The sequence below is a fragment of the Lacrimispora algidixylanolytica genome, from assembly GCF_003609635.1.
In the GTDB taxonomy this organism is placed as follows: Bacteria; Bacillota; Clostridia; order Lachnospirales; family Lachnospiraceae; genus Lacrimispora; species Lacrimispora algidixylanolytica.
Genome location: NZ_MCIA01000016.1, coordinates 33,012 through 57,995, shown reverse-complemented (window position 1 = coordinate 57,995; position 24,984 = coordinate 33,012). Strand labels below are relative to the sequence as shown.

Sequence of the window (24,984 nt, the reverse complement as noted above, 5' to 3'; positions counted from 1 at the left end):
TATATTAGGAAAATCTATACGTCGCTTGCACACAAACCGGATACTAGGGAATTGGCTATGCCAGCACCAAATAAGAGTATAAAGCAGAGGCTTTTCGTTGATGATAAACCTGTATTTGTCTATTTATAATTAGTTCCATCATATAATCGGTAAATTTACGTAATAGTAATCGGCGATAAGGGAGATAAAACTATGAATCCAATCATTCAAGTTAAAAACTTTACAAAAAAATATGGCGACTTTGTCGCAGTCAACAATATATCGTTTGATGTAGAAGAAGGCAGCGTATTTGCATTTCTAGGCCCTAACGGTGCGGGCAAAAGTACAACAATTAATACGTTGTGTACCATCTTTGAAAAAACTTCTGGCACGTTATTGATCGATGGTAAAGATGTAAGTCGTCAGAAAGGGGAAGTACGATCTGCAATTGGGGTCGTGTTTCAGGATTCCACCCTTGATGCGAAAATGACCATTGAAGAAAATCTGAAAATGCACTGTGTATTTTATAACATTCCCAATAGAGAAGTAGAAGAGCGAATTTCGTTTGTTTTGAATCTAGTGGATTTGACCGGTGAGAGAAAGAAAATGGTTTCCGCCTTATCCGGAGGTATGAAACGGAGGGTGGAAATTGCCAGAGGTCTGATTCATTATCCTAAGGTATTATTTTTAGATGAGCCAACAACCGGGTTAGATCCTCAGACTAGGGCACATATCTGGGAATATATTATGAAGCTTCAAAAGGAAAGAAATATTACCATCTTTCTAACGACTCATTATATGGAAGAGGCCGAGATTTGCAATAAAATCGCGATTATGGACGGTGGAGAAATAGTTGCACATGATACGCCTTATGCGCTTAAGAAAAAGTATACCAAGGACAAAGCTTATATCAACACCAAAAATGAAGAAGCCTTAGAATTGCTTCTTTCAGAGCATCACTTAGACTATACAAAAAAAGATGGCTATTATAAGGTAGAGGCAGAGCATCTGGATCGTTTGCTGGAGGTATTAAGCGTTCATAAGGAACATATCACCAATATTGAAATCAAAAAAGGTACGTTTAATGATGTGTTTTTAGAGATAACAGGTAAAAAGATTAGAGAGGAGGCCTAATATGAATACAGTATTTGCATTATGGAAAAGAGGCCTTAAAGCATTTGTACGAAACAAAACCGGACTTGTATTTTCATTGATTTTCCCGTTTTTCTTTGTTTACGTCTTTGGTGCCATATTTAAAAATGATTTTATTGAGAATCCCATCGCCTATATGCTTTCCGGTGTCATTATCACCACCGTGTTTGAAAGTGCGCTGAATCTTGCATCTTCCACGGTAGATGATATGGTTAGCGGATTTATGAAAGAGGTCTTGGTCTCACCGGCGAAAAGAGTTTATGTTGCCTTGGGACAACTATTGTCTGCAGCAACGGTATCCACCTTACAGGGAATCTTAATATTGGTAATTGGCTTATTTATCGGTATAAAGTTTACAGATTGGAAGACACCTTTCTTAGTGCTTGTTTCCATGATTTTCATTGGCATTGTTTTTTCCGGTGTGGGGCTATTTTTAGCAACGAAAGTACGAAATGGTCAAACATTCCAGATTGTTAAAACAGCGGTAACAATGCCCCTGACATTCCTTTCCGGTGCATACATTCCAATCTCCATGTTACCAGGCACCTTAAAGTTTGTGGCTTATTTCAATCCAATGACTTATGCTACGGCATTCTTTCGAATGATAGTTTTAGAAAAGACGGGTCTACCCATTTCTGATTTGATAAAAGAAGGATTGGTGGTTGAAATCAATGGTTTTGCCATTACTCCATTTATGACGTTTGCTATCATTTTAATTATTGGATTGGTGTTTCTGTTGCTGTCTACCATATCCTTTGTTAAGACAGATTTTTCCCGTCTGAATCGAAGTGCTACTGATGCCAATGCGCTTTGGGGATAATGGTAGGGAAGTTAAGTTAAGTATGTAAGTTTATATAAGAAATCATATGGATCACGTGAAAACGCGTCTTGCTACGGCTTTAATAAGCCGCCCAAGACGTGTTTTTTTGCACATTGCTTTCCGACAACCGACAAAATAAATAGTACGAAGCTATATGAAATCATATTGTATAGATAAATAGAGAGTGATTTAAAGAAAAGTAAATTAATACTTGAATTCACAGAGTGATAACTGTAAAATATAGATAAAAAAGGAGGTGAAATCACAAAAAATATATAAGAAGTACATAAAAATAAGAATCTCTTATTTGAAAAATGTAATGTAAACCTGAAATCTAAGGAGTGAAAGAGATAGATCAAATAAAGCAATCAGCAAAAACTATGCCAGGATAGCCTAGAATAATTATGTTTATAGATTTCAGCGTCTATCATTGCTATCTTTCTCGGTACTAACTGTATCTTTATGTTTTCAAAATAATTAATAGAAGGTATGGCAGTTGAAGCTGCCAAGGGGTGAAGTATTTATGAGTGGAGTGGTTAAAAGAAAAACTATTATGATGATTGTGGCAACGGGGATACTTACTGTTTTTGTAATCGCTTTCTTTTTTCGTGCAGGCGGAGCAGAAATGAAAAATAATCTCCAGAATAATCAGGAAACACCAAAACGTGTATCCGTTCATGACCCGTCAATCGTTGAGTCAAAAAATGGAGAATATTATATATTTGGCTCTCATCTGGCTGGAGCAAAATCAAAGGATCTTGTCAATTGGACCTCTTTGGGTGGTGATTATGATAATGTAACCAATAACTGGCTCTATGGGAATGTAAGAAATAACTTAAAACAATCTTTTTTGTGGGCTGGTTATGATGATGGAGATTCTTCTGGTGGAAAGTATGCCGTCTGGGCACCAGATGTTATTTGGAATCCCTATTATCAAAATAAGGATGGGAGCAAGGGAGCTTATATGATTTATTACAGCGCCTCCTCTACCTGGCGCAGATCCTGTATTGGTTACGGGGTTTCAAAAGAGATAGGAGGTCCCTATACCTATGTGGATACCATTATTTATTCCGGGTTTACAAAAGATGGAAAGACAGACGGAAAAAGCACCAGGAATACCAAGTGGGACAATCAGTATCTCAATTTAAAAAAACTGACGGATTCCGGAGTATTAAAAAATGGCATTAGTGACAAGTGGTTTAATGGGAATGAATGGAATCATAATTACGGGCCAAATGCCATTGATCCTACCCTGTTTTTTGATCAGTCCGGGAAAAAGCTTTACATGGTTTATGGTTCCTGGTCCGGTGGAATCTATCTGAATGAACTTAACTTAGAGACAGGTGCAGTGAAATATCCGGGAACAGATTCCGTAGATGGAACCAGTGGGAATTATATAGACCGTTACTTTGGAGTCCATCTGGCAGGAGGCAATCATCAGTCAGGAGAGGGCCCGTACATCACATATGATAAGGAAAGCGGGTATTATTATCTGTACGAAACCTACGGTGGTTTGACTGCCAATGGCGGGTACAACATGCGCCTGTTTCGTTCTAAGAATGTCACTGGCCCCTATCTGGATGCATCAGGTAAGAATGCCGCAGACAACAAACAAAATAATGAGCAATACGGAATAAAACTCATTGGTAATTACCTGTTAAGCGGAAGCAATACCGGATATAAGGCAGCAGGTCATAACAGCGCCTTTATTAACGGAGATGGAAACCGCTATCTGGTTTATCATCAAAGATTTGATAATGGGACGGAAAACCATGAGGTTCGTGTTCATCAGCAATTTTTAAATCAAAAGGGCTGGCCCGTAACTGCCGTATTTGAAAATAAAAACGATATGATCAGTCATTATGATACCAAGGAAGTATTAGGCAAATACGATTTATACGATCACGGTCAGAAAACATCTTCAGATATGACAAAAAAAGAAACCATTACTCTGCTTGAGAATGGAAAAATCCAAGGAGACAGAAACGGAACCTGGAAAAAAGTAAGTGGAAACAAGTATGACTATATCACTTTGGTTATGAATGGTACGGAATATCAGGGCGTATTTTTCAAACAGCATGATGAAAATAGAACCTCAGAGCCTATCATGACATTTACCACAGTTGGAAATAATAATACTTGTATATGGGGCAGCAAGGCAAAGTGATTTTAAAAACAAATATTATTCTAAAACGGAGATTCCTTATTAAGATAGGTCAATTGATGTTTCAGAGAACAGAGTGTGAAAAAATACATACTCTGTTCTTTTTTTGTGGAAAGAATCGATAAAATCTTTGATAGAGGCTGATAACAAATCATATTCCTATGACAAAATGTCGATTACGCATGAAAATAGTTCATATTGAACTTAACATATGTCATTGTTTCGTGATTGATATTATTTTATAATAAATTTATTGGGCATATTAAACTAAAATAAATAAAAAATAGTGGAAAAAAGCAAAACAATATACAAAAATAACAATAGGAAAATACGAATATTTTTTTTGTTGCGTTTTATCTGAAAGGATAGGAACGGGGGGAACATGGATCAGGATATGATTTTACCCAATGGCCAATGTTTTGAGGTGTGGGAAAAAGAGCAGATATATGATAGAGAAATTCACGTAGATGGGAATCACCCCTGTGCATCGGATCAAAATGACGGTACTTCAGACCACCCATTAAAAACCATCAATGCAGCGGCACTAATTGCAATGCCAGGAACCTGCGTGTTGATTCATGGTGGCATTTACAGAGAATGTGTTCATCCTGTAAGTGGAGGCACTGGAACTGACCGAATGATCGGTTATGAAGCTTTCGGGGCTGGTGAAGTGGTGATAAAGGCTTCTTATCCAGCAAAAGGGTTTAAAAAGAGTGAAGGCTGGAATATCACCCGGTATTCACCAGGGAAGGAACCAGTAAAAAGTAACCCGAAGATATGGGAAGTAAAACTAGATCCCGATGAATTTCGTGGATACAATCCATTTTGTGCAGTGAATATTTTACATGACAGGTTATTCATTGAGTACGACAAGACGGATATGACAACCTATTTAAACCGGAGAGGTATGGTTTTTTGTGATGGAAAGCCATTGAAACAGGTGGCGCTGTACCCTCAGCTTTCGGAACAAGAAGGCTCGTATTGGGTAGAGGCAAATGGCCAGACGGTTCATTTTAGGCTGATACATGATGAGGAACCTTGGGATCATACCATAGAGCTGACTTGCAGAGAACAGTGTTTTGCACCGGAAATCCCATTTTTGTCCTATATCAAAGTGAAAGGGTTAACCTGCGCACATGCAGCAACTGGTGCGCCCGTACCCCAAAGAGGTGCCATATCTTGTTATCGGGGGCATCATTGGATCATAGAAGACTGTACCATCGATTGGGCCAATGGGGTTGGAATTGATATCGGAAATGAATGCTGGCATCATACCCTGGAAGAAAACCAAATCATTGGCTATACCGTTATTCGCAGATGTAAGATTTTAGATGTTGGAGTCTGCGGGATAGCTGGGATGTTTGCAAAACATATTTTAATAGAAGACAATCTCATACAGGGAAGTGGCTGGCAGAAGATGGAGTTATCTTGGGAGGCAGGAGGTATTAAAGTTCATGACTGCACAAACAGCCTCATTCGACGCAATATATTCAAAGGTACCATCCGTGCGGATCATCTTTGGATGGATATGTGCAATGAGAACAATCGAATTACAAGGAATCTTTTTCTAGATGGGATCAATCAGAGAGAGGCTATATTTATAGAATGCAGTCGGGATGATGTAAATCTCATCGATAATAACATCTTTTGGAATGTAGAGGGACGTTTTGACCCGGCAGAGGTGCCAAGGGAACCTGGTTCTTCTGGCTGGTACAAGATGGAAGATACAGGGGTGGTAAATGGGTACGCTGTTTATGGAGAGGGAACGGATCATTTACATATTGTAAATAACTTTATTGGGAAATGCAGGAGCTCAGGCTATTATGCAAAGACAGTTGCCTTTCGCATTACCTGGGACAGTAGAGGTGGTACATCACGAGATGCAAGACTCTGGAACAACGTGTTTTATGATTGCAAAGAGGCTGCGATCAAGATGCCGACTGAGCACAATGAGGCAGAAGGAAATTTATATCTAAATATGCCGGGAGGTTATTTGAGGATTCTCTATCCTGCTCCAGCCGTTTGTCTTGATTTACAGGCCTGGAGGGAGTTTTATGAATTTGATATGGAAGGACAGGAAGGTTTATTTGATATAGATATTGATACGGAACACTTTACCATGGAAATAAAGAAGTCCCATGAGACCGCGGATTTTTCTTTCCTACATATGCAAGCAGATCGTTATATTCGAAAGGTAGAGGATATTAGTAAAGTACCCGTAAAGTCAGAGGTAGCCAATGACTTTTTTGGCAATAATGTGACGGAAGAGCGGAGACTTCCAGGTCCGTTTCTAACGTTATTAGAAGATCAGGTCATATCCATTGATCCTCGTAAGCGTTTATGAGTACCCAGTTGTTTATGCCTTGGTCTTAGAGAGGAGAGATATAATGAATCTATTTCGGAATAAAAAAAAGTTACGATCGTTTAAAGAATTTCTTTATATTCTCCCGTTTATATTGCTTGTCGGAGTATTTTCCTACTATCCGCTGTATGGCTGGATGTATGCGTTTTTTGATTACAGGCCGCCTCAGCCGTTGACGATGAGCAATTTTGTAGGGCTAAAATGGTTTCAATCCTTGGTATCCAACCCGGTAAAGACGAAACAGATCATGAGCGTTATGGTCAATACCCTGGTTATGAGTGGGATCACCGTGGGAACTTCCTGGCTCCCTATGTTTTTTGCGATATTTCTAAATGAGATTAAGTGTGTACCGTTTCGAAAAGCGGTTCAGACCGTAACTACGGTTCCTAATTTCATTAGCTGGGTATTGGTATATTCCGTAGCATTTAATATATTTAACAATACGGGCGTGGTAAACCATGTAATGGTTGCCTGGGGAATCTTAGATGAGCCGGTTCAGTTTCTACAAAAATCAGATCATGTATGGATTACTCAGTGGTTATGGCTTACCTGGAAAAACTTAGGGTGGGCTGCCATTATGTACATCGCAGCAATCACAGGTATTGATGAGCAGATGTTTGAAGCTGCCAAGGTAGATGGAGCCACTAGAATGCAACGGATTCACTACATCACCATTCCTAGTATATTGCCTACGTATTTTGTATTATTGATGCTTGCAATTGCCAGTTTTCTTACCAACGGTATGGAGCAGTATTACGTATTCCAGAATGCGTTTAACAAAGAGCATATTCAGGTTTTGGACTTATACGTATTTAATCTGGCTATGGGAAGCGGTAGTTATTCGGTGGCAACCGCATTGAGTATTTTAAAAAGTATGATCAGTTTGATATTACTTACCATTGCAAATGGAATTTCAAAACTGGTAAGAGGGGAAAGCTTTTTATAATACAGAGAGGGGAGAGACTATGGGAAGCGTCAAAAAGAAAAAACGTCAGGAGCAAAGCGTTGGAGATGCACTCATCAGCGTGGCCATCTATGTATTTTACGCTGCATTTGCCTTTATCTGTGTGTATCCGTTTTACTACATATTCATTAATACCATCAGTAACAATGATTTGAGTCAGAAAGGTATGATTATTTTCTTACCTCATGGAATTCATTTTGAGAATTATGTCAAGGCGGTAAAGATACCAGGGTTACTAAATGCTGCTTTCATATCTGTAAGTAGGACCTTAATTGGAACCATTTTGACAACCATTTCAACCGCTTTCTTAGGTTATATGTTTACAAGAGAACACTTATGGCATAGAAAATTTTGGTACCGATTTGTTATTGTAACCATGTATTTTAATGCTGGAATCATTCCTTGGTTTCTAACCATGCGAAATTTGCATCTGACAAATAATTTCTGGGGATATATTCTGCCTACCATTGTTTCTCCCTTCTACATTATTCTGGCTAAGACCTTTGTGGAGTCTATACCAAAGGAATTGCAGCAGGCAGCAGAGATCGACGGGGCAGGAACCATGACCTTGTTTTACCGTGTGATTCTTCCGGTAATTAAGCCGATTTTGGCAACGGTAGCTATATTTGCAGCAGTGGCACAGTGGAATGCGTTTCAGGACACTCTACTTTTAATGACGGACAATAAACTGTACAGTTTGCAGTTTATCTTGTATCAGTATATCAATCAGGCCAGTTCCTTAAAGCAGCTTGTAAACTCTTCCAGCGGTTCGGCGGTGGCACAGAGCATTGCAACGGTACAGACGGCTACTTCCATACGAATGACAGTAACTATTATAGTTGTGGCTCCGATTTTACTCATCTACCCCATTTTTCAACGATATTTTGTAAGGGGTATTATGATTGGAGCTGTTAAAGGTTAAATATGGGAAGGGGATACCCTCTTTTTATAAATTATCAAAGAATGGAGGATTTATTTGTGAAAAAAAGAAGGTTTTTTTCGACAATGCTGGCAGTAATTTGTACGCTTTCTCTGGTGTTATCCGGCTGCTCCGGTTCAAAGAAAACAGATGTAAGTGGGGCTGGCCCAAAGGATTCCAGCGGGGCGGGCACCACAAGTGCTTCTGGAAATGGATCGTCAGAAATTGACCACACCAGTCCGCTCACCTTGGAGGTTTATGATGTTGCGGCCAATTATCAGGGCGTGCAAAGCGGTTGGTTTGGTAAGGTAGTAAAGGATAAGTTTAACCTGGAGTTAAATATCATTGCTCCACAGGCTTCCGGAGATGGGGAGGCGCTTTATCAGACCCGTTCCGCCTCCGGAAAACTTGGAGATATCATTTTATTAGATAATTCTCCTCTGCAGGATTGTATCAAGGCCGGATTGATTTCTGATATCAGCAATGATGTAAAAAACAGCAAGAATTTAAACCAGTATTTCGATCAGTATAAAACATTTAATAGTGGGCTGGAAGGAAATAGTGAGGGTAAGATCTTTGGATTGCCTTGCCAGATTACCAATACTTCACCAACCGTTTATTCTGAGAATACCCTTTATATCAGTCCCTTGCTTCCTTGGGATTATTATTCTGAGATAGGTGCTCCCGAGATGAAAAACCTAGATGATTTAATCGGTGTTTTGGAGAAGATGCAGAAAGCTTATCCAAAGAATGCGAAAGGGGACGCAAACTATGCTATCTCTTTATGGCGGGACTGGGATAAAGGTGGAACCCAGGTAACCATGGAGAATGCAGCCCAGCTTACTAAAATGTATGGCTATGAGGTTAATGGTGCTGTTATGGTTGGTAACACTGGTGATATGAAAGAGGTTACCGATAATGACGGTGCTTATTATAAGATGCTTCATTTTCTCTTTCAGGCAAACCAAAAGGGTCTGATTGATCCTGATTCCGGAACTCAAAACTGGGATAATGCCAGCACCAAGATGAAAAATAAACAGGTATTGTTATTTTGGTATAGTTGGCAGACGGGATTTTGGAATACACCTGACCGTGCTCAGGAACGAAATGCCTATATTTATGCTCCTGTTAAGGATATGAACTTTTTCCAGGATGCGGATAAATACTTTGGAGACGGAAGAGCCATTGCCCTGGGAAGTCACATGGAAGGCAATAACAGAGCAAGAGCTATAGAATTCTTAGATTGGTTAGTTAGCCCCGAAGGAGCAGAGTTTTTACATGACGGAATCCCTGGATGGAGTTATACGAAAGGTGACGATGGAAAATATACCCTTACGGAAAATGGTCTCTATGGTCTTATGGAGAATCGTCCGGTACCGGAGGAATGGGGCGGTGGCGGATTTGATGATGGTAACAGTAAGATCAATCAATGGCCTTTAGGCAGTGTATCCATCAATCCAAATACAAAAGAGAAGTATCATAATAACTATTGGTCTTCCTATCTGGAAGCAAACAAAACCACCATGTCCAAAGAGTGGAGTGAAAAATACGGTGAAGCCAACCAGGTGGCTTATCTCATGAAAACGGGACAGTTAAAGCCTGTGCCAAGTGTAAATATCATCCTTCCAAGTGATACCACGGATGTAGCATTGATCCGAAGCCAGTGTGCTACTTTAATCTGCGATGCCTCTTGGAGAATGGTCTTTGCAAAGAGTGAGGAAGAATTTAAGAGCATGTGGGATGGGATGAAGACTCAGCTTGACGGGTTTGAATGGGCGCAACTTGTGGAGTTTGATAAAGCAAAATTCCAGAAAGTAATTGACGCTAGGTCTGCAGTAGTTAAATAAGAAGGAAAGGTCCTATGTATGATTTAAATCTGTCATACAGGGGACCTTTTTGCCTTATTTAATGGACATTAGAATACATCAATGAATCGGTAGGATATGTCATTGTAAGAGGTGTTACCGTATTTTATAATTTATCTTGTAAGGAAACAAACTGATGTAAGCCGATCTTTATTGTTGAAAGGTTCGGCCTGTCATATAAAAAATGGGGATAAGGGAGATAGGATGAAGCGATCAGATATGAATCAAGATTCTTATTATTTACTTTGCTACACCAGGGTACCAGTTGATGAAACCACGTATGCTCCTAAACTGGCATACAGTATGCACGTAGCTTATAGCGATAACAAACGTGATTTTCAGTCACTCAATCACAATTCCGGAATTTTGTTTGCCAAGGCCACGGATAACTCAGATGGAACTTTAAATGCAAAAAGCCTGAAAAATCCGTATCTTTTCTATCGAAAGGATGGCAGCTTTGGGGTGCTGGCTATCTCTGTTTTAGGAGATGGAAGTGAAGATTTAAGCAGTAAGGGGGGCGTGCTTTTCTTTACCTCTACTGATCTTTTGCATTATAAAGAAGAAGGCTTGATTGATCTAAAAGGAGATACTTTTGTGCAGGAAATTACCTGCCATTACGATATGTCACAAATGAAATACATCATAAGGTGGAGTGATTCGAAGGGGAATTACTATCAGAACAAAACCAATGATTTAAGTCCCCAGTCTGAACTATCTGCTCCCAAGAAAACAGAGCCATTTTTTCTAGAACCTGTTACAACTGAGATAGAAGGAGCCGTGCCACGCAACATAATTTCTATTTCCAAGGAAATAGCTTGCAAACTGGTAGGAAAACTTACCGTTCCTGAGAACCTATCAATTGAAGTTCCAACAGAGTGTAAGGCAGCTTGTGAGGAGGACTTAAAGAAGATAAAAGCAATGGCTAGTTATTCCGATGGAACCACCGCATTAAAAAACATAGACTGGGATTTGTCTGAAATCGATTGGAAAAAATCAGGAACATATCACATTAAGGGCGTTGTTCATCAAGATCATTTTGAAAACCCAATTGCAATTAACCGTGCCGATCCATGTATTGGTAGGTGGAATGGGAAGTACTACTTTATCGCAACCAACGATGCAGATAACAACCATTCACTCTTCATTCGTGAAGCGGATAATATTCCGGATTTGTTGCAGGCAGAAGAATATAAAATCTTGGATACTACTATGTATGAGCATCTTGGAAATCTGCTTTGGGCACCTGAGTTTCATATTGTAAGAGGAGAGCTTTATATTTTCCATGCAGGAACTCCAGGTGAATTTCATAAGGAGCAGTCCCATGTGATGAAATTAAAAAAAGGAGGAAATCCAATCAAAGCAGAGGATTGGACCATGCCTCTTCGAGTCTTAAAAAAAGATGGAAGTTACTTATACGATGCCGGGATTACTCTTGATATGACCTGCTTTGAACATGGAGAGGGCGTTTTTGTGGTTTGGGCACAGAGGCAGTTTACTCCAGTAGATCAGGGTTCTTGGCTATATATTGCCGAAGTATCTCCAGAGGAGCCATGGAAGCTGATTTCAGACCCTGTTTTATTATCTAAGCCAGATTATGGCTGGGCAAACAATCATGTATTTGTAGATGAAGGACCATTTGCTTTGATTACAGATAAAAAGGTATTTGTCACCTTTGCAAGCGCATTGATAGACGAAACTTATACGGTAGGACTTTTAAGTGCAGATTTCGATGCGGATTTATTAGATATAGCGAGCTGGACAAAGGAAAATTATCCTCTTTTGACCTCCAGAAGTGTGCCAGGGGAATACGGTCCTGGTCACAATTCCTATGTTACCGATGAAGATGGAATTGTTTGGAATGCATATCATGCACGGTTTGGAATTGGAGAACCAAGGAGCTCAGGGATCCGCCGGGTGCACTTTGATATAGAGGGATATCCGGTTTTGGATCTGATAGAAGAGAAGGATCTAAACAAGGAACTGGCAGAGGTACATACTACGATATACGTTTCCTAAAGAGAAATCATTTAGAAAGGAGATCTATGGAAGAGAAGCTGCAATACAAGATTAATCTTACAGACAAAGTGCCTTTTCACAACAACGCATTGTTTTGCGTAGGCACTGGTCGAATGAATCTTGCTCTACGAAAGGAATATCACGATCAGCTAAAGAAGGTTCAGGAAGATATTCATTTCTCCTATATTAGAGGACACGGCTTGTTGTGTGATGATATGGCCGTTTATCATACCTATGAAGAAGATGGAGAAATGAAAGTAGAGTATAACTTTACCTATATTGATTTGGTCTTTGATGATTATCTGTCCATGGGTCTAAAACCGTTTGTAGAATTAGGATTTATGCCGGAGGCGTTGGCATCTGGAACCCAGACCGTGTTTTATTGGAAGGGAAATGTTACGCCACCGTCAGATTATAAGAAGTGGGCGGAATTAATAAAAGGGTTGGTTCATCATCTCATGGACCGATATGGAAGAGAGGAAGTGGTTACCTGGCCCTTTGAAGTATGGAATGAACCAAATCTTCCAGGTTTCTGGAAAGGTGCCGACATGGAAGAATATTTTCATCTATATGAGGTAACCGCAAACGCGTTAAAGGAGTGCGACTCCCGCATACGGGCAGGTGGGCCGGCTATCTGTGGCGTGGATGATAAGAGGTGGCTTACTTGTTTTTTGAAACATTGTTCCGAGAATAAGGTTCCTCTAGACTTTGTAACCAGGCACGCATATGCCGCAGATGCACCAGACCGGGATGGCCATTATGAATATCAGGCCTTAAGAGAGCCAAAAGCCTTTATGGATGAATTAAGGGAAAGTCGTCGCATCATAGACAGCTTTCCTGAGTATGAAGGTATGGAAATGCACATTACGGAATTTAATACCTCCTATACACCCCGTAACCCCATTCACGATACCAATCTGAATGCTGCTTATACGGCACGGCTGTTAAGTGAGATGGGAGACGTCTGTGCGTCTTATTCCTATTGGACCTTTGGAGATGTTTTTGAAGAGACAGGGGTGGCTTATACTCCGTTTTCTGGCTGCTTTGGATTATTAGCAAATGGTATGATTCCAAAACCCACTTACTGGGCCTTTTCCTTCTTTAAAAATCTAAAGGAAACGGCTATTGCAAGAAGCGAACATTTTGTTATGACCATGGATGAGAAAAGGGGTATTTGTGGCATTGGCTGGAATCCGGTGGAGGGGAATGAGGATAAGGATATTACCCTGGAATTTTCTCTTAATCTCTCAAATGGAGATTATATGCTGGTCACAAAAGTGGTGGATGAAAACACCTGCAATCCTCTGAGGGCATGGACAAAAATGGGGACCCCGGCATATCTTAACAAAGAGCAATTAGATTTGCTCTTAGAATGTGCCAGACCCAAAGTTGACATAAAACAAATACGGGTGATGGACGATGCTACCGTGTTTGAGATTCCTTTATCATCCAATGGGTTATGTTACTTTGAGATACAGCAAATTTATCCGAAAGCAGACAGAGGTTTTCGGCCAGAGCGTATCAGGGGGGCAATATAATAAAAGAATTATTATGTTATAGGAGAGATAAAGTATGAATAACAGCAATGTGACTATGTTACCTTTTGAATACAAAAAGGCAGTTGAAACGGAACGGCGGGGGACGTTAATTGAGGCTACCTATAATGTCAGAAACTATATTAATAGGTCTCGCCAACTTGTAAACAATCAAAATATTAGTAAGAGTGAAGCAGGAAGAGATACCGTAAGCGGAGAAGCAATTAGAAAAAAATGCAATGTATATCTACCAGTTGGCTACGATAAAAACCGTAAGGATAAGAAATACGATGTCTTATACCTACTCCACGGGGTAGGTGGCAATTCCTATGAATGGCTGTCGGATAATGGAAAAACGGACAATCAATTTAATATTTGTAACATGCTTGATAATCTCATCGCAAAAGGAGATATAAATCCTCTCATCGTTGTATTTCCAGAGGGCAGAAGCTCTAGCGACTGGCAGGATCGTTCCTTTAATGCCAATGGAACCAATATGCTGGGCTTTTATTACTTTGATTACGAGATGAGATGGGATCTCATTCCATTTATTGAATCTGAATTTAATACGAACGCAAATATTATGGATAAAACACAAAATGGAATTTCCTATAACCGCCTACACAGAGCAATTGCAGGTCTTTCCATTGGTGGTATGCAAACCCTTAATATGGCAATTGGGGGATATCGTTGTGACTCCTCTACCATTACAGGTAAAAAGAGTGAGTGGAATAACGGCCTGAGTGCAACGGTAAAGGCTCCTGGTTTGTTAGATTTATTTGCATATGCCGGCGGGTTTTCCAATGCTCCCACCTCCAGTGATGGAAAAGTCCTGGGAGGAAGTATTGCAAAAAGCGGACAAACGCTTAAAGTACTTTATTTAACTTGCGGCGATGCGGACTCCATCGCTTACCGGGATGGCTATCTAAGAGCGGTAGATGGTCTTTCTGGTGTGGCAGGAACCAATCTTAAGGATGATTACAGAGTGCTGGTAAAAGGTGGGGCTCATGACTTTAATGTATGGAATAATGGAGCATTTAACTTTTTGCGGTTGTCTTTTGAAAATGTAAAACCTCATTCAGAGCCATACAAAATTAGCACTACGATTAATGGTAGAAACTGGTAAATAGGTAGTTCCTAGAAAAGGAGATCTAACCTTATGATTCGGACAGTGATAACAGAACATGGTGCAGTAAAAGGATTGCCGGCAGCCGATCCAAGAATTACAAGCTTTAAGGGAATTCCTTTTGCTGCACCTCCTACCGGTGATAATCGCTTTCGTGCTCCCCAGCCTGCAAAGGGCTGGGAGGGCGTTCTAAATGCATTTGAATATGCGCCCATCTCTATGCAAGCGCCAGTGGGAGTCAATAAAGAAGATATCTATACCAGAGAATGGGCCGTGGACCCTGACGTCCCTATGAGTGAGGATTGTTTATACTTAAACGTATGGACCCCTGCCCAAAAGATTGATGAAAAGCTTCCTGTATTTGTGTGGTATTTTGGCGGCGGGTTTCAAGTTGGAAATACGGCTGAGATGGAATTTGACGGCGAGAGAATCGCACGAAGGGGAATTGTGGTAGTAAGCGTCAATTACCGCCTGAATGTGTTTGGATTCTTATGTCATCCGGAAATCACAAAAGAAGCACCGCAGGCACCTGCTAACTTTGGACTGTTAGATCAGCAGGCAGGTACCAAGTGGGTCAAACGTAATATCGCTTCCTTTGGCGGAGATTCGGATAACATTACCATAGGGGGGCAATCGGCTGGAGGCGGAAGTGTTTTAAGACAGTTGACTTCCTTGCAAAATCAGGGACTTTTTCAAAAGGCAATCATTGAAAGCGGTATGTTCACCGATATTTATCCCGGAAACTTAATGTTTAATGATCGGTTGACTCTTTCGGAAGCCGAAGAAGAGGGGGTGAAATTCTTTGATTATTTAGGAGTTTCTTCCCTGGTAGAAGCCCGTAACCTGGATGCAGAATATGTCAATGCCAAAGCAGTGGAATACAACAAATTCTGGGTCCCCCCTGTGGATCACGTGTTTTGCACGGACTATGCCTTTGATTTGCTGGCTCAAAATAAGCGTATCATGGTTCCATTGTTGTTAGGGCATACCTCTACCGAATTCTACAACATACCAAAAACCTCAACTCCAGAAGAATTCCGTAACATGGCACTAGAGATGTTTGGAAGCGATGCAAAGGAGTTTCTTTCTATTTGCAATGCTGATTCCGGGAACTTAGAAAAAATGAAACAGAAAGCAAAAGTAAGAATGATAGAACATGCAAACCGCATTGTGGCTCAGGCTCATTCCGATTTAGGCAATGAAACCCCAATTTATTATTATAACTTTGATGCTGAGATACCCGGCTGGGATAACCCAGGAACCTTCCATTCTGTGGATTTGTGGTTCTTCTTTGAAACACTTGCAAAATGCTGGAGGCCATTTGTAGGCAAGCATTACGATCTAGCCCGCCAGATGTGTAACTACTGGGCTAACTTCATCCGTTCAGGAGATCCAAATGGTAAGGATGCCAATGGGGAAGAGATGCCAAAATGGGAGCCATATGAAACGGATGCTCCCTACGGTATGTACTTTGGGGACACGGTAGAATTTCTGAAAGAAGAACCGGAAGAGATTATGAAATTTTTACTGAAAGAGTATTTTAAGAAAGAAAATTAGATTGAGGTAGTTCAATGAAGAAAGAGGAATCTCAAAGTAACATATTAATTTATACCAGAAAACCTCTGGATGATTATACGGAGTCATTAAGCAACAGCATTCATTTTGCTTATGAAGAGGGAAGTGATGATTTTAAACCGCTAAATAATAATTACGGTATTTTATTTGCCCAGGCTACTATAAATCAAGAAGATATCATACAAGAAAAGGGATTAAAAAACCCCTTTCTGTGTCATAAAGCAGATGGTGGCTTTGGTATAATGGCGGTTAGGACGGATGGCCATGGGAGAGCGGATCAGGAAAGCAGAGGACAAATTCTTCTTTGGATCTCAGAAGATCTCATAACGTTTCAATGCCTGGGATTGTTAAGATTACATAAGGACTTATTGGTGAGAGAAGTAAAATGTGATTATGATGAGCAAAGTAAGACATATGAGATACACTGGCTAAGCGAGGCTGGAGATTCGTATTGTAACAGGTTGAGAAGCTTAAAGGAGCTTCAAGAAATATCACTTGCGGAACCGACGGAATCTTATTCCTTTATTCGACCTGAAGTACAGATCTCAAATATCGCACCTGGAAATATACTTGCTATTGATGAAGTGATCGGTAAGAAATTCAGAACCAAATGGACTCCTCTTTATCATACAGAGACTCATATACCAGACATCGTTTATGCGACCTCTAAAAAACAGGTAGAAGTGGTAACAGCCCATGTTATCTATTCCGATGGCTCCTCCATAGAAAAGGAAGTCGCCTGGGAGGTCAGCCAGATTGATTGTTCCAAACCTGGAACGTACCATGTAAAAGGAAAGGTAATCCAAGAGGAATACCAGTTTCCACTAGCAATTGGTTATGCAGATCCAGTCATTTTGCCTTGGAACCACAAATATTATTACGTAGCCACCAATGACAATAAAAATGATATTGGAATATTCGTAAGGGAATCCGATACCATTAAGGGCTTGTTTGCGCCGGGCTTTCAAGAACGTATCATATTGGATCTAAATGAAGAGAAAGGATATATTCAGACATTTTGGGCACCTGAATTTCATGTAATTGGGGAAGACTTATATCTGTTATTTGCAGTCAGCTCAAAGATATGGGGGCCACAGTGTCATATGATGAAGCTGAAAACCGGTGGAGATATCGGTAAGGCACAAGATTGGGAAGAACCTATCCGAGTGAAGAAATCAGATGGAAACTTTCTAACTACAAACGGAATTACTCTTGATATGACTTATTTCAGAGCCGATGGAGTTTCCTGTCTTGTTTGGTCTTACCGAAAAGGAATCGGAACCCCTTTGGATACTGGTTCCATGCTCTACATTGCAACCGTAGAGGAAGATAACCCCACGGTATTAACCAGTGAACCGGTGCTTCTTTCCAGACCATTGTATGGTTGGGAGAACATTCAAGGCACCATTAATAATGAGGGTCCTTACTCATTGGTTATGGATGACGCCGTATACATTACTTATTCTGGAGGAGCAGCCTGCGGATATACTTATGCCCTAGGACTTCTTACGATACCAAGGGGCAGTGATTTTCTGGATGCGAATGCATGGAAGAAGTCCAGCACTCCGGTGCTATCTTATTATTCTGCTACGCCTGTCTACGGTCCTGGTCATAATTCCTTCTTTCGGGATTATAAGGGCAATCTCATAATAATGTATCATGGAGAACAGGAACTTGTACCCTTTGGAACAAGGTGCAGTGCTATGCACCGGGTTCATATAAACAAAGCAGGAGTTCCAGTATTTGATCTAATACCGGAGAGGGATCTAAATCCCCAGTTGTCAGATCTGACATTAAAGGTCGTAGTAGGCAGTCCTAGTTAATAACGGATTGGCAGTCATAATCAATATCAAAACATGAATACAGAATAAGCTTCTTTGTAATAAGCAGGTTTGATGCCGACTATTACAAAAGGAGCTTTTTTTGTGCACTAAACCTGTGGGTAAAGAAGAGTCCTTGTATCGTATTCCTTGTTTCCTATCTATGATTTTAACCACTATTATCATTAGAGTTAAGGCCAAGTCATAAAATGCTAATTAGATGGAGAGAGAGGTACAAGACAAATATTTCCCATAAAGAAATATAATGACTGTAATCATGTGGAAATCTATGATAGAATTATCATAGATTTGCTTCAAAGAGTAATCGGATCAGTAAGACGGAGGAAAACCATGATTCAAATAGATTATGCAGAATATGATGCCATCCATTCAGAGGATTTCGTATTTGATATACCAAACGGGCATGACTGTTGGCTGCTATTGCTGACTCAGACACCTGCAATCTTCTTAGTAGACGGTGAATGCAGGAAATATCCTCCCAATTGTGCCATACTCTACCGGCCAGGGCAGAGGATTTATTATCGAGCATGTGAGGAAAGTTATGCAAATGACTGGATACGTTTTTATACCGATGAATCTTATGTGACCACAGCCCCACTTCCCTGCGGAGTGCCGTTTGTCATTCACGACCCCTCCTATTGCCATAATATTTACAGGCTGCTTGTGACAGAGCATATCTTAAACAATAATTTCAAAGATATATCCGTGGATCACCTCTTACGAATTTTATTTAACAAGCTACTGGAATCTTATAATTATAAAGCGGTATCCCCGTTGTTTCTTGATTTAAATCAGTTGAAATTAGATATATATCATAATCCAAACAAAGAATGGACCGTTTCCAAAATGGCTGAAAGGCTTAATATCAGCATCGGCTATTTAGAAGATATTTATAAAAACACCTTTGGTGTTTCCTGTATGAATGATGTGATAAACAGCCGTATCAACTTGGCTAAAAAATATCTGGTCTATCATAATTATACCATTGCGGAGATAGTGACCTTGTGCGGATATAGCAACATAGAACATTTTTTTCGTCAGTTTAAGAAAATCACCGGATTAACACCCAATCAGTTCCGAAAAAGTCCCTACCAGCTATGTAAGAAAAGTTAGAAGACTGAAATATTAGCATTTTAATGGGTAAACTATAGAATATAAAAGAAAGTAATTAGATTCCCCTTGCATAGTCTGTCTTCTACTAGAATAGAACGATTACTGCTGTACCAATGACTGAAGATGGCCAAAAGATATGAAAAAAACAGCCATAATTAGTCGATTGATTTTCCTGGGACATATTATGAATTAAGTCGGATCATTGGGCTTTATATAAGAGAAGTACTTTGTAAAAAAAGTGTTTACAGGAAAAAAAATCCGGTGTATAATTATGTCTTACATACGTAGTATTTTAGACATTGGTAAGGCAAAAGGGGGAGCTGTCATCAGGGATTCCCTGTTTTTTATAAGTCAAATATTACAAACGTAAGATTAAAGGAGAATAAAGGTGCGAAAACATAGATCATTTTATAATAAACAACTACCGGAAATTTCATTGATAGAAAGAATTCCAAGACTGCTTATCTTAGGTATGTTTTTTGGATTTCTTTTTTTAACCTTGATTTTCCGACTGTATCGCTTTCAGATTATGGAGGGAGCGACCAATCAGGAGGCATTTATGAGTTCCATTGTAAAGACTCAGAAGCTGTCCGGCAGTAGAGGTAACATTTATGACAGGAATGGAAAGTTGTTGGCCTCCAACCGTTTGTCCTATGATGTCACATTAGAAGATTCCAAGAATTATAAGACTAAAAAAGAACGGCAACGATCATTAAATGGAATTGCCTATCAGCTGATACAAATGATCAAGGACGATAAAAAGTTAAATGTGGTCCTTCCGATTGCTGAAAAAGAAGATGGAACCTATGAATTTACAGCAGATGGCTGGAAGCTTAGCCGCTTTAAAGCCGATTTCTACGGGAAGATTGAAGTAGGAGAGTTATCAGATAAAGAAAAAGCGGTGACTGCCGATGAGCTCATAGCTGAATTAAGTGGAAAAGGAAAATTTTTAATTGATCCAACCTATACGGAAGAAGAACAAAAACAGTTTGGTCTTCCAGAGTCACTAACACCTAAAGATGTGTTACAGATTGCTAATATCCGTTACGGTATCTCCCTTAATTCATATCGAAAGTACTTGCCTTTTTTGGTAGCATCTGATGTATCAAATGAGACAATGGCAGCTGTATTTGAAAATAAAGCAGCTCTTCCTGGAGCAGATGTTCAGGAAAGCAGCATCAGAACCTATGCAGGTGGGGAAAGTATGGCCTCGATTTTAGGTTATACCGGTGGCATATCTTCCGAAGAATTGAGCACGTTGAATCAACAAGAAGCGATCTATACCAATCAGTCTGTAGTCGGAAAAAGTGGCATCGAAAAATCCATGGAAAGCTTACTAAGGGGAGAAGACGGAACGGAACAATTTTACACCGACGTAGTTGGTAACAAAAAAACCGAACCAGTCATCATAAAAGCGCCGGGCACCGGAAAAGACTTATATTTAACTATTGATAAGGATTTACAGGATGCAGTTTATAAAATGCTGGAACAGCAGATTGCAGGAATCCTCTTATCAAACATTGTGGATACGAAGCGCTCCGATATGCCCAAAGCAGAAAATGCAGCTCAAATTCGTATTTCCTCTGATGAAGTATATTATGCCCTATTAAAAAATCATGTTATAGATACCAATCGCTTAAAGGAAGAATCGGCTACCGATCTGGAACAATCAGTGTTCGGAGCCTTTTCCCAAAAGAAGGATAACGTGTATTCTAGGTTTTCAGCCGCCTTTGATGCGTCAGGTACAGAGTATGATGGCTTAAGCAGTGAGATGAAAGGATACCTTGATTATCTGGTAAGTGAAGCCAAGAAAACCAAGCTAATTACAGGAAATGCAGGTTCCCCGGATTGGAAAAGCAAAAGCTTCCGCCAATACCTGACCGATTGCATTTCCGCCGGATTAGTGGATTTAAGTAAGATTCAAAACAATGAGGCTTATGTGGCTATAGAAGAGGAAGTCCGTCTGGTAGAGGAAAAGATGCTTTCTGATTTAAAAGGCAGCCAGGAGTTTGATTTAAAAATATATGAGGCAATGATTGGAGAAGGTTCTCTAAAAGGAGAAACCATAGAAAATCTCCTCTACGATCAGGGAGCCCTTCCAATGGAAGATCCGGACCGAGTGCTCTTAAATAGCGGACAGCTTAGTCCATGGGCCTTTATCCAAAAGAAAATCAAAAACCTGGAAATCACTCCAGCACAACTGGCACTGAATCCTTGCTCTGGTTCTGCCGTGATTGTAGATCCTCAGGATGGAGAGGTATTAGCCTGTGTCAGCTATCCTGGATATGACAATAACCGGTTAGCCAATCAAATGGATGCCCAGTATTATTTGCACCTTTCTAATGATCTTTCTTTGCCGTTATTTAACCGTGCCACCAGCCAGTTGACCGCACCTGGTTCTACCTTTAAGCCAGTAACTGTCATTGCAGGAATGAGCGAAGGTGTCATCAATTCAGATACCAGCATCGTTTGTACCGGTATCTTTGATAAAGTGCAGCCAGCACTCCGGTGCTGGAAGAGAAACGGTCATGGGATCATCAATTCCCCAGCCGATGCTCTTAAAAATTCCTGTAACGTGTATCTGTCCGAGATCACATACCGCATGGGCACCCAAAAAGATGGAACTTATTCTGAGGCAGATGGATTGCAGAAACTTCAAAAGTATGCCAACTTAATGGATCTTGATAAGAAGACCGGAATCGAAATCGGAGAGGCTCAGCCTCATGTTACAGATCAGTTCTCCATTCCTTCCTCCATTGGACAGGGAACCCATAACTATACCACCACTCAGATTGCAAGATATACCACCATGCTGGCGAATCACGGAAAGAGCTATGATTTGTCTCTTGTATACAAGATTACAGATTCCGAAGGAACTCTGGAAAAATCTTTTACACCAGTGTTAAAAGATACGGCAGAGCTTCCAGAAGCCATCTGGTCGGAAGTGGCAAAAGGAATGAATGAGCTGGTATCTTCCAATGCCAGCCTTAAGGATTTAGGAGTCAGTGCAGCCGGAAAGACAGGTACCGCAGAGGAATCAAAGAATAAGCCAAACCACGGTCTCTTTATCGGCTATGCACCTCTGGAAAATCCAAAGGTAGCAATCGCAGTAAGAATTGCCAATGGATATAGTTCCGGTAATGTAGTAGGAGTTGGAAGAGGTATTTTTGATTATTACTTCCAGTTGAAAGAAAAAGAAGCCATTATCACCAATACAGCTTCCAAAGTATCAAACAACCTTAGAACGGATTAAAGGAGGAGATTATGAACCGTGCCAGAAAAAGAATTCTATTTCGCATCATGGTAACCCTACTGATTTTGCTTGCGGCTCTGGCCGGTGCATTCCTCTTTTTCCAGATACAAAAAAAGCTGACATCAAAAAAGAAACCTGATGTCTTGTTCTCCGAGTATGTGGACCGAATAAAACAAAATGACTATCAGACCATGTACACAATGCTGTCTGATCAAAGTAGACTTAATATCAGCGAAGAAGATTTTACAGCCAGAAATAAAAATATTTATGAGGGCCTGGAAGTATCCGATATAACGGTGGAAATCACAACGGTGGAGTACCAAGATAAAAAAGCCACCTTGTCCTATCGGATGGATCTAAAGACCATGGCGGGTGATATCACCTTTAAAAATAAAGCAGAATATGAAAAAGATAAGAAAAATGGCTACCAGCTTTCCTGGAGCGACAGCCTGATTTTCCCGGAGCTCCTAAATTCAGACAAAGTGAGGATATCTGTAGACAAGGCAGTGAGAGGAAATATCTTTGATCGCAACGGGATTCTCCTGGCTGGAAAAGGAACTGCATCTGCCATAGGTCTGGTTCCAGGGAAAATGAGCGAAGATGCAACCAGTGACCTGGAAACACTTTCAAGCCTTTTGGGTGTATCCGCGGATGGAATCAAAAAGAAGCTAGCTGCTAAATGGGTAAAGGATGACTCCTTTGTCCCGTTAAAAACCTTAAAGAAGGTAGATGAGAACAACTTAAATGCCCCTCAGCCCAGAGAAGATAATGTGAAAAATAAAGAGTTTCAGGATAAACTTTTAGACATTCCCGGAGTCCTTATCTCGGATACTCCGGTCCGCTATTATCCTCTGATGGAAAGCGGAGCTCATCTGGTGGGATACGTACAGAATGTAACGGCAGAAGACATCAAAGAACACCCTGAGGAAGATTACCTGACTGACAGTGTGATCGGGCGAAGCGGAATGGAAGCCTTATATGAGAAAGAATTAAAGGGGACCAACGGCAGAACGGCTTCTATCGTGGATGCCAATGGAGTTGAGAAGAAAATCCTGGCAGCCAAATCCAGAATGGATGGGGTCAATATTACGCTGACCATTGACAGCAATCTTCAATCCAGTATTTACAATGCCTTTTTGGAGGACAAAAGCAGCACAGTTGCTATGAATCCCGTTACAGGAGAGATTCTTGCCCTTGTAAGCACTCCTTCCTTTGATGACAATGACTTTATCTTAGGAATGTCAAACGAAACATGGGATGCCCTCAATACGGATGAAAGAAAACCAATGTTCAATCGCTTCCGTCAAAAATTCGCTCCCGGATCTTCCCTAAAGCCAATCACAGCCGCCATAGGATTAACAACCGGGGCCATTGATGCCAATAAGGATTATGGGAGCAGTGGACTTAAATGGAGAAAGGATGAAAGTTGGGGCAATTATTATGTGACCACCCTTCATGACAGCAGTCCCTTGAATCTGGAAAATGCCTTAATCTATTCCAACAACATCTATTTTGCCAAAGCTGCATTAAAAATCGGTTCCAAGGATTTTATGGCAGGGCTTGATAAGCTTGGCTTTAACCAGCAACTTCCCTTTGAGATTACCCTGGCGAAATCCCAGTACTCCAATGAGGGCAAGATAGAATCAGAGGTCCAACTGGCAGATAGCGGATACGGACAGGGACAGGTCTTAATGAATCCAGTCCATTTAGCGTCCCTTTATACCATGTTTACCAATGAAGGAAATGTGTTAAAGCCTTATCTTTTATACAAGGAACAGCCTTCTCCTGAGATATGGATCAGCAATGCCTCTTCTCCTGAGACAGCAGAAATAGTGAAATCTGGTCTGATGAAAGTAATCAGCTCTGATCATGGAACGGGTCATGCTATCAACCGGGCAGATGTAACCTTAGCAGGAAAAACCGGTACGGCTGAAATCAAAGCCTCTAAATCAGATACCACTGGAACAGAACTTGGCTGGTTTGTGGTAACCACTACAGATAAGAGTATGAAGACTCCCATTCTTCTCGTCAGTATGGTGGAAGACGTAAAGAACCGGGGAGCAAGTGGATATGTAGTGAGAAAAGATAAAGATATCTTAGATACATATTTTTTGCCAGAATAAATCATAAACGAATCTATGTTAGATTCTGCTTACTTGAAAAAGTAAAAAAACACTCCATACAAGACTTTTATTACTGTGTTTTATACATAATGCACAAAAAATGAATCGTAAAGTATTACATTACACTATTGTTATAAGATGTCGTTTTATGTTATAATAAGAAAAAATAACTGGATT

General features: G+C 40.4%; 15 protein-coding genes. All 15 read left to right on the top strand.

Annotation, left to right across the window (positions count from 1 at the left end; all coding sequences use genetic code 11):
• The first annotated feature begins 192 nt into the window (after positions 1 to 192).
• The 15 genes from BET01_RS11080 to BET01_RS11010 all read left to right on the top strand — a co-directional run bounded on the left by BET01_RS11080 (position 193) and on the right by BET01_RS11010 (position 24,807).
• Entirely contained in the window at positions 193 to 1,113 is a 921-nt protein-coding gene (locus tag BET01_RS11080) for an ABC transporter ATP-binding protein (RefSeq protein WP_120196871.1), read from the top strand.
• 1 nt (position 1,114) lies between these two features.
• The gene (locus tag BET01_RS11075; protein ID WP_120196870.1) at positions 1,115 to 1,951 is read left to right on the top strand and encodes an ABC transporter permease; all 837 of its coding nucleotides are present in this window, start codon (positions 1,115 to 1,117) and stop codon (positions 1,949 to 1,951) included.
• A gap of 496 nt (positions 1,952 to 2,447) precedes the next feature.
• A complete protein-coding gene (locus BET01_RS11070) occupies positions 2,448 to 4,118 on the top strand; it encodes a glycoside hydrolase family 43 protein (RefSeq protein ID WP_147422808.1) in 1,671 nt (556 codons plus the stop codon).
• A 379-nt stretch (positions 4,119 to 4,497) separates the two neighbouring features.
• Positions 4,498 to 6,459: a right-handed parallel beta-helix repeat-containing protein gene (locus BET01_RS11065; protein ID WP_120196868.1), complete on the top strand. Its 1,962-nt coding sequence runs from the start codon at positions 4,498 to 4,500 to the stop codon at positions 6,457 to 6,459.
• A 43-nt stretch (positions 6,460 to 6,502) separates the two neighbouring features.
• On the top strand, positions 6,503 to 7,423 hold the full coding sequence (locus tag BET01_RS11060) for an ABC transporter permease subunit (RefSeq protein WP_120196867.1): 921 nt from the start codon (positions 6,503 to 6,505) through the stop codon (positions 7,421 to 7,423).
• Between the two features lie 19 nt (positions 7,424 to 7,442).
• Positions 7,443 to 8,363 carry a carbohydrate ABC transporter permease gene (locus tag BET01_RS11055; RefSeq protein WP_120196866.1) on the top strand — a complete coding sequence of 307 codons (921 nt, stop codon included), beginning with the start codon at positions 7,443 to 7,445 and terminating at the stop codon, positions 8,361 to 8,363.
• Positions 8,364 to 8,419: 56 nt separating this feature from the next.
• On the top strand, positions 8,420 to 10,207 hold the full coding sequence (locus tag BET01_RS11050) for a type 2 periplasmic-binding domain-containing protein (RefSeq protein ID WP_147422807.1): 1,788 nt from the start codon (positions 8,420 to 8,422) through the stop codon (positions 10,205 to 10,207).
• Between the two features lie 222 nt (positions 10,208 to 10,429).
• Positions 10,430 to 12,241, top strand: a complete 1,812-nt coding sequence (locus tag BET01_RS11045) for a family 43 glycosylhydrolase (RefSeq protein ID WP_243117190.1) — start codon at positions 10,430 to 10,432, stop codon at positions 12,239 to 12,241.
• 26 nt (positions 12,242 to 12,267) lie between these two features.
• Positions 12,268 to 13,779: a GH39 family glycosyl hydrolase gene (locus BET01_RS11040; protein ID WP_120196864.1), complete on the top strand. Its 1,512-nt coding sequence runs from the start codon at positions 12,268 to 12,270 to the stop codon at positions 13,777 to 13,779.
• A 34-nt stretch (positions 13,780 to 13,813) separates the two neighbouring features.
• Positions 13,814 to 14,902, top strand: coding sequence for an alpha/beta hydrolase (locus BET01_RS11035; RefSeq protein WP_120196863.1), 1,089 nt, complete (start codon positions 13,814 to 13,816; stop codon positions 14,900 to 14,902).
• 33 nt (positions 14,903 to 14,935) lie between these two features.
• Positions 14,936 to 16,459 (top strand): carboxylesterase/lipase family protein, encoded by a 1,524-nt coding sequence (locus BET01_RS11030; protein WP_120196862.1) that lies wholly within the window; start codon positions 14,936 to 14,938, stop codon positions 16,457 to 16,459.
• Positions 16,460 to 16,473: 14 nt separating this feature from the next.
• Positions 16,474 to 18,300, top strand: coding sequence for a family 43 glycosylhydrolase (locus tag BET01_RS11025; RefSeq protein WP_120196861.1), 1,827 nt, complete (start codon positions 16,474 to 16,476; stop codon positions 18,298 to 18,300).
• A gap of 348 nt (positions 18,301 to 18,648) precedes the next feature.
• Positions 18,649 to 19,431, top strand: coding sequence for a helix-turn-helix domain-containing protein (locus BET01_RS11020; RefSeq protein WP_120196860.1), 783 nt, complete (start codon positions 18,649 to 18,651; stop codon positions 19,429 to 19,431).
• A 388-nt stretch (positions 19,432 to 19,819) separates the two neighbouring features.
• The gene (locus tag BET01_RS11015) at positions 19,820 to 22,684 is read left to right on the top strand and encodes a penicillin-binding transpeptidase domain-containing protein (protein WP_120196859.1); all 2,865 of its coding nucleotides are present in this window, start codon (positions 19,820 to 19,822) and stop codon (positions 22,682 to 22,684) included.
• Between the two features lie 11 nt (positions 22,685 to 22,695).
• The gene (locus BET01_RS11010) at positions 22,696 to 24,807 is read left to right on the top strand and encodes a penicillin-binding transpeptidase domain-containing protein (RefSeq protein WP_120196858.1); all 2,112 of its coding nucleotides are present in this window, start codon (positions 22,696 to 22,698) and stop codon (positions 24,805 to 24,807) included.
• Positions 24,808 to 24,984 lie beyond the last annotated feature (177 nt).

Bases quoted from the DNA above. Each gene is read 5' to 3' on its own strand.
- BET01_RS11075 (WP_120196870.1), top strand. From the start codon at position 1,115: ATGAATACAGTATTTGCATTATGGAAAAGAGGCCTTAAAGCATTTGTA.
- BET01_RS11045 (WP_243117190.1), top strand. From the start codon at position 10,430: ATGAAGCGATCAGATATGAATCAAGATTCTTATTATTTACTTTGCTAC.
- BET01_RS11040 (WP_120196864.1), top strand. From the start codon at position 12,268: ATGGAAGAGAAGCTGCAATACAAGATTAATCTTACAGACAAAGTGCCT.
- BET01_RS11065 (WP_120196868.1), top strand. From the start codon at position 4,498: ATGGATCAGGATATGATTTTACCCAATGGCCAATGTTTTGAGGTGTGG.
- BET01_RS11010 (WP_120196858.1), top strand. From the start codon at position 22,696: ATGAACCGTGCCAGAAAAAGAATTCTATTTCGCATCATGGTAACCCTA.
- BET01_RS11060 (WP_120196867.1), top strand. From the start codon at position 6,503: ATGAATCTATTTCGGAATAAAAAAAAGTTACGATCGTTTAAAGAATTT.
- BET01_RS11020 (WP_120196860.1), top strand. From the start codon at position 18,649: ATGATTCAAATAGATTATGCAGAATATGATGCCATCCATTCAGAGGAT.
- BET01_RS11030 (WP_120196862.1), top strand. From the start codon at position 14,936: ATGATTCGGACAGTGATAACAGAACATGGTGCAGTAAAAGGATTGCCG.
- BET01_RS11055 (WP_120196866.1), top strand. From the start codon at position 7,443: ATGGGAAGCGTCAAAAAGAAAAAACGTCAGGAGCAAAGCGTTGGAGAT.
- BET01_RS11025 (WP_120196861.1), top strand. From the start codon at position 16,474: ATGAAGAAAGAGGAATCTCAAAGTAACATATTAATTTATACCAGAAAA.
- BET01_RS11080 (WP_120196871.1), top strand. From the start codon at position 193: ATGAATCCAATCATTCAAGTTAAAAACTTTACAAAAAAATATGGCGAC.
- BET01_RS11035 (WP_120196863.1), top strand. From the start codon at position 13,814: ATGAATAACAGCAATGTGACTATGTTACCTTTTGAATACAAAAAGGCA.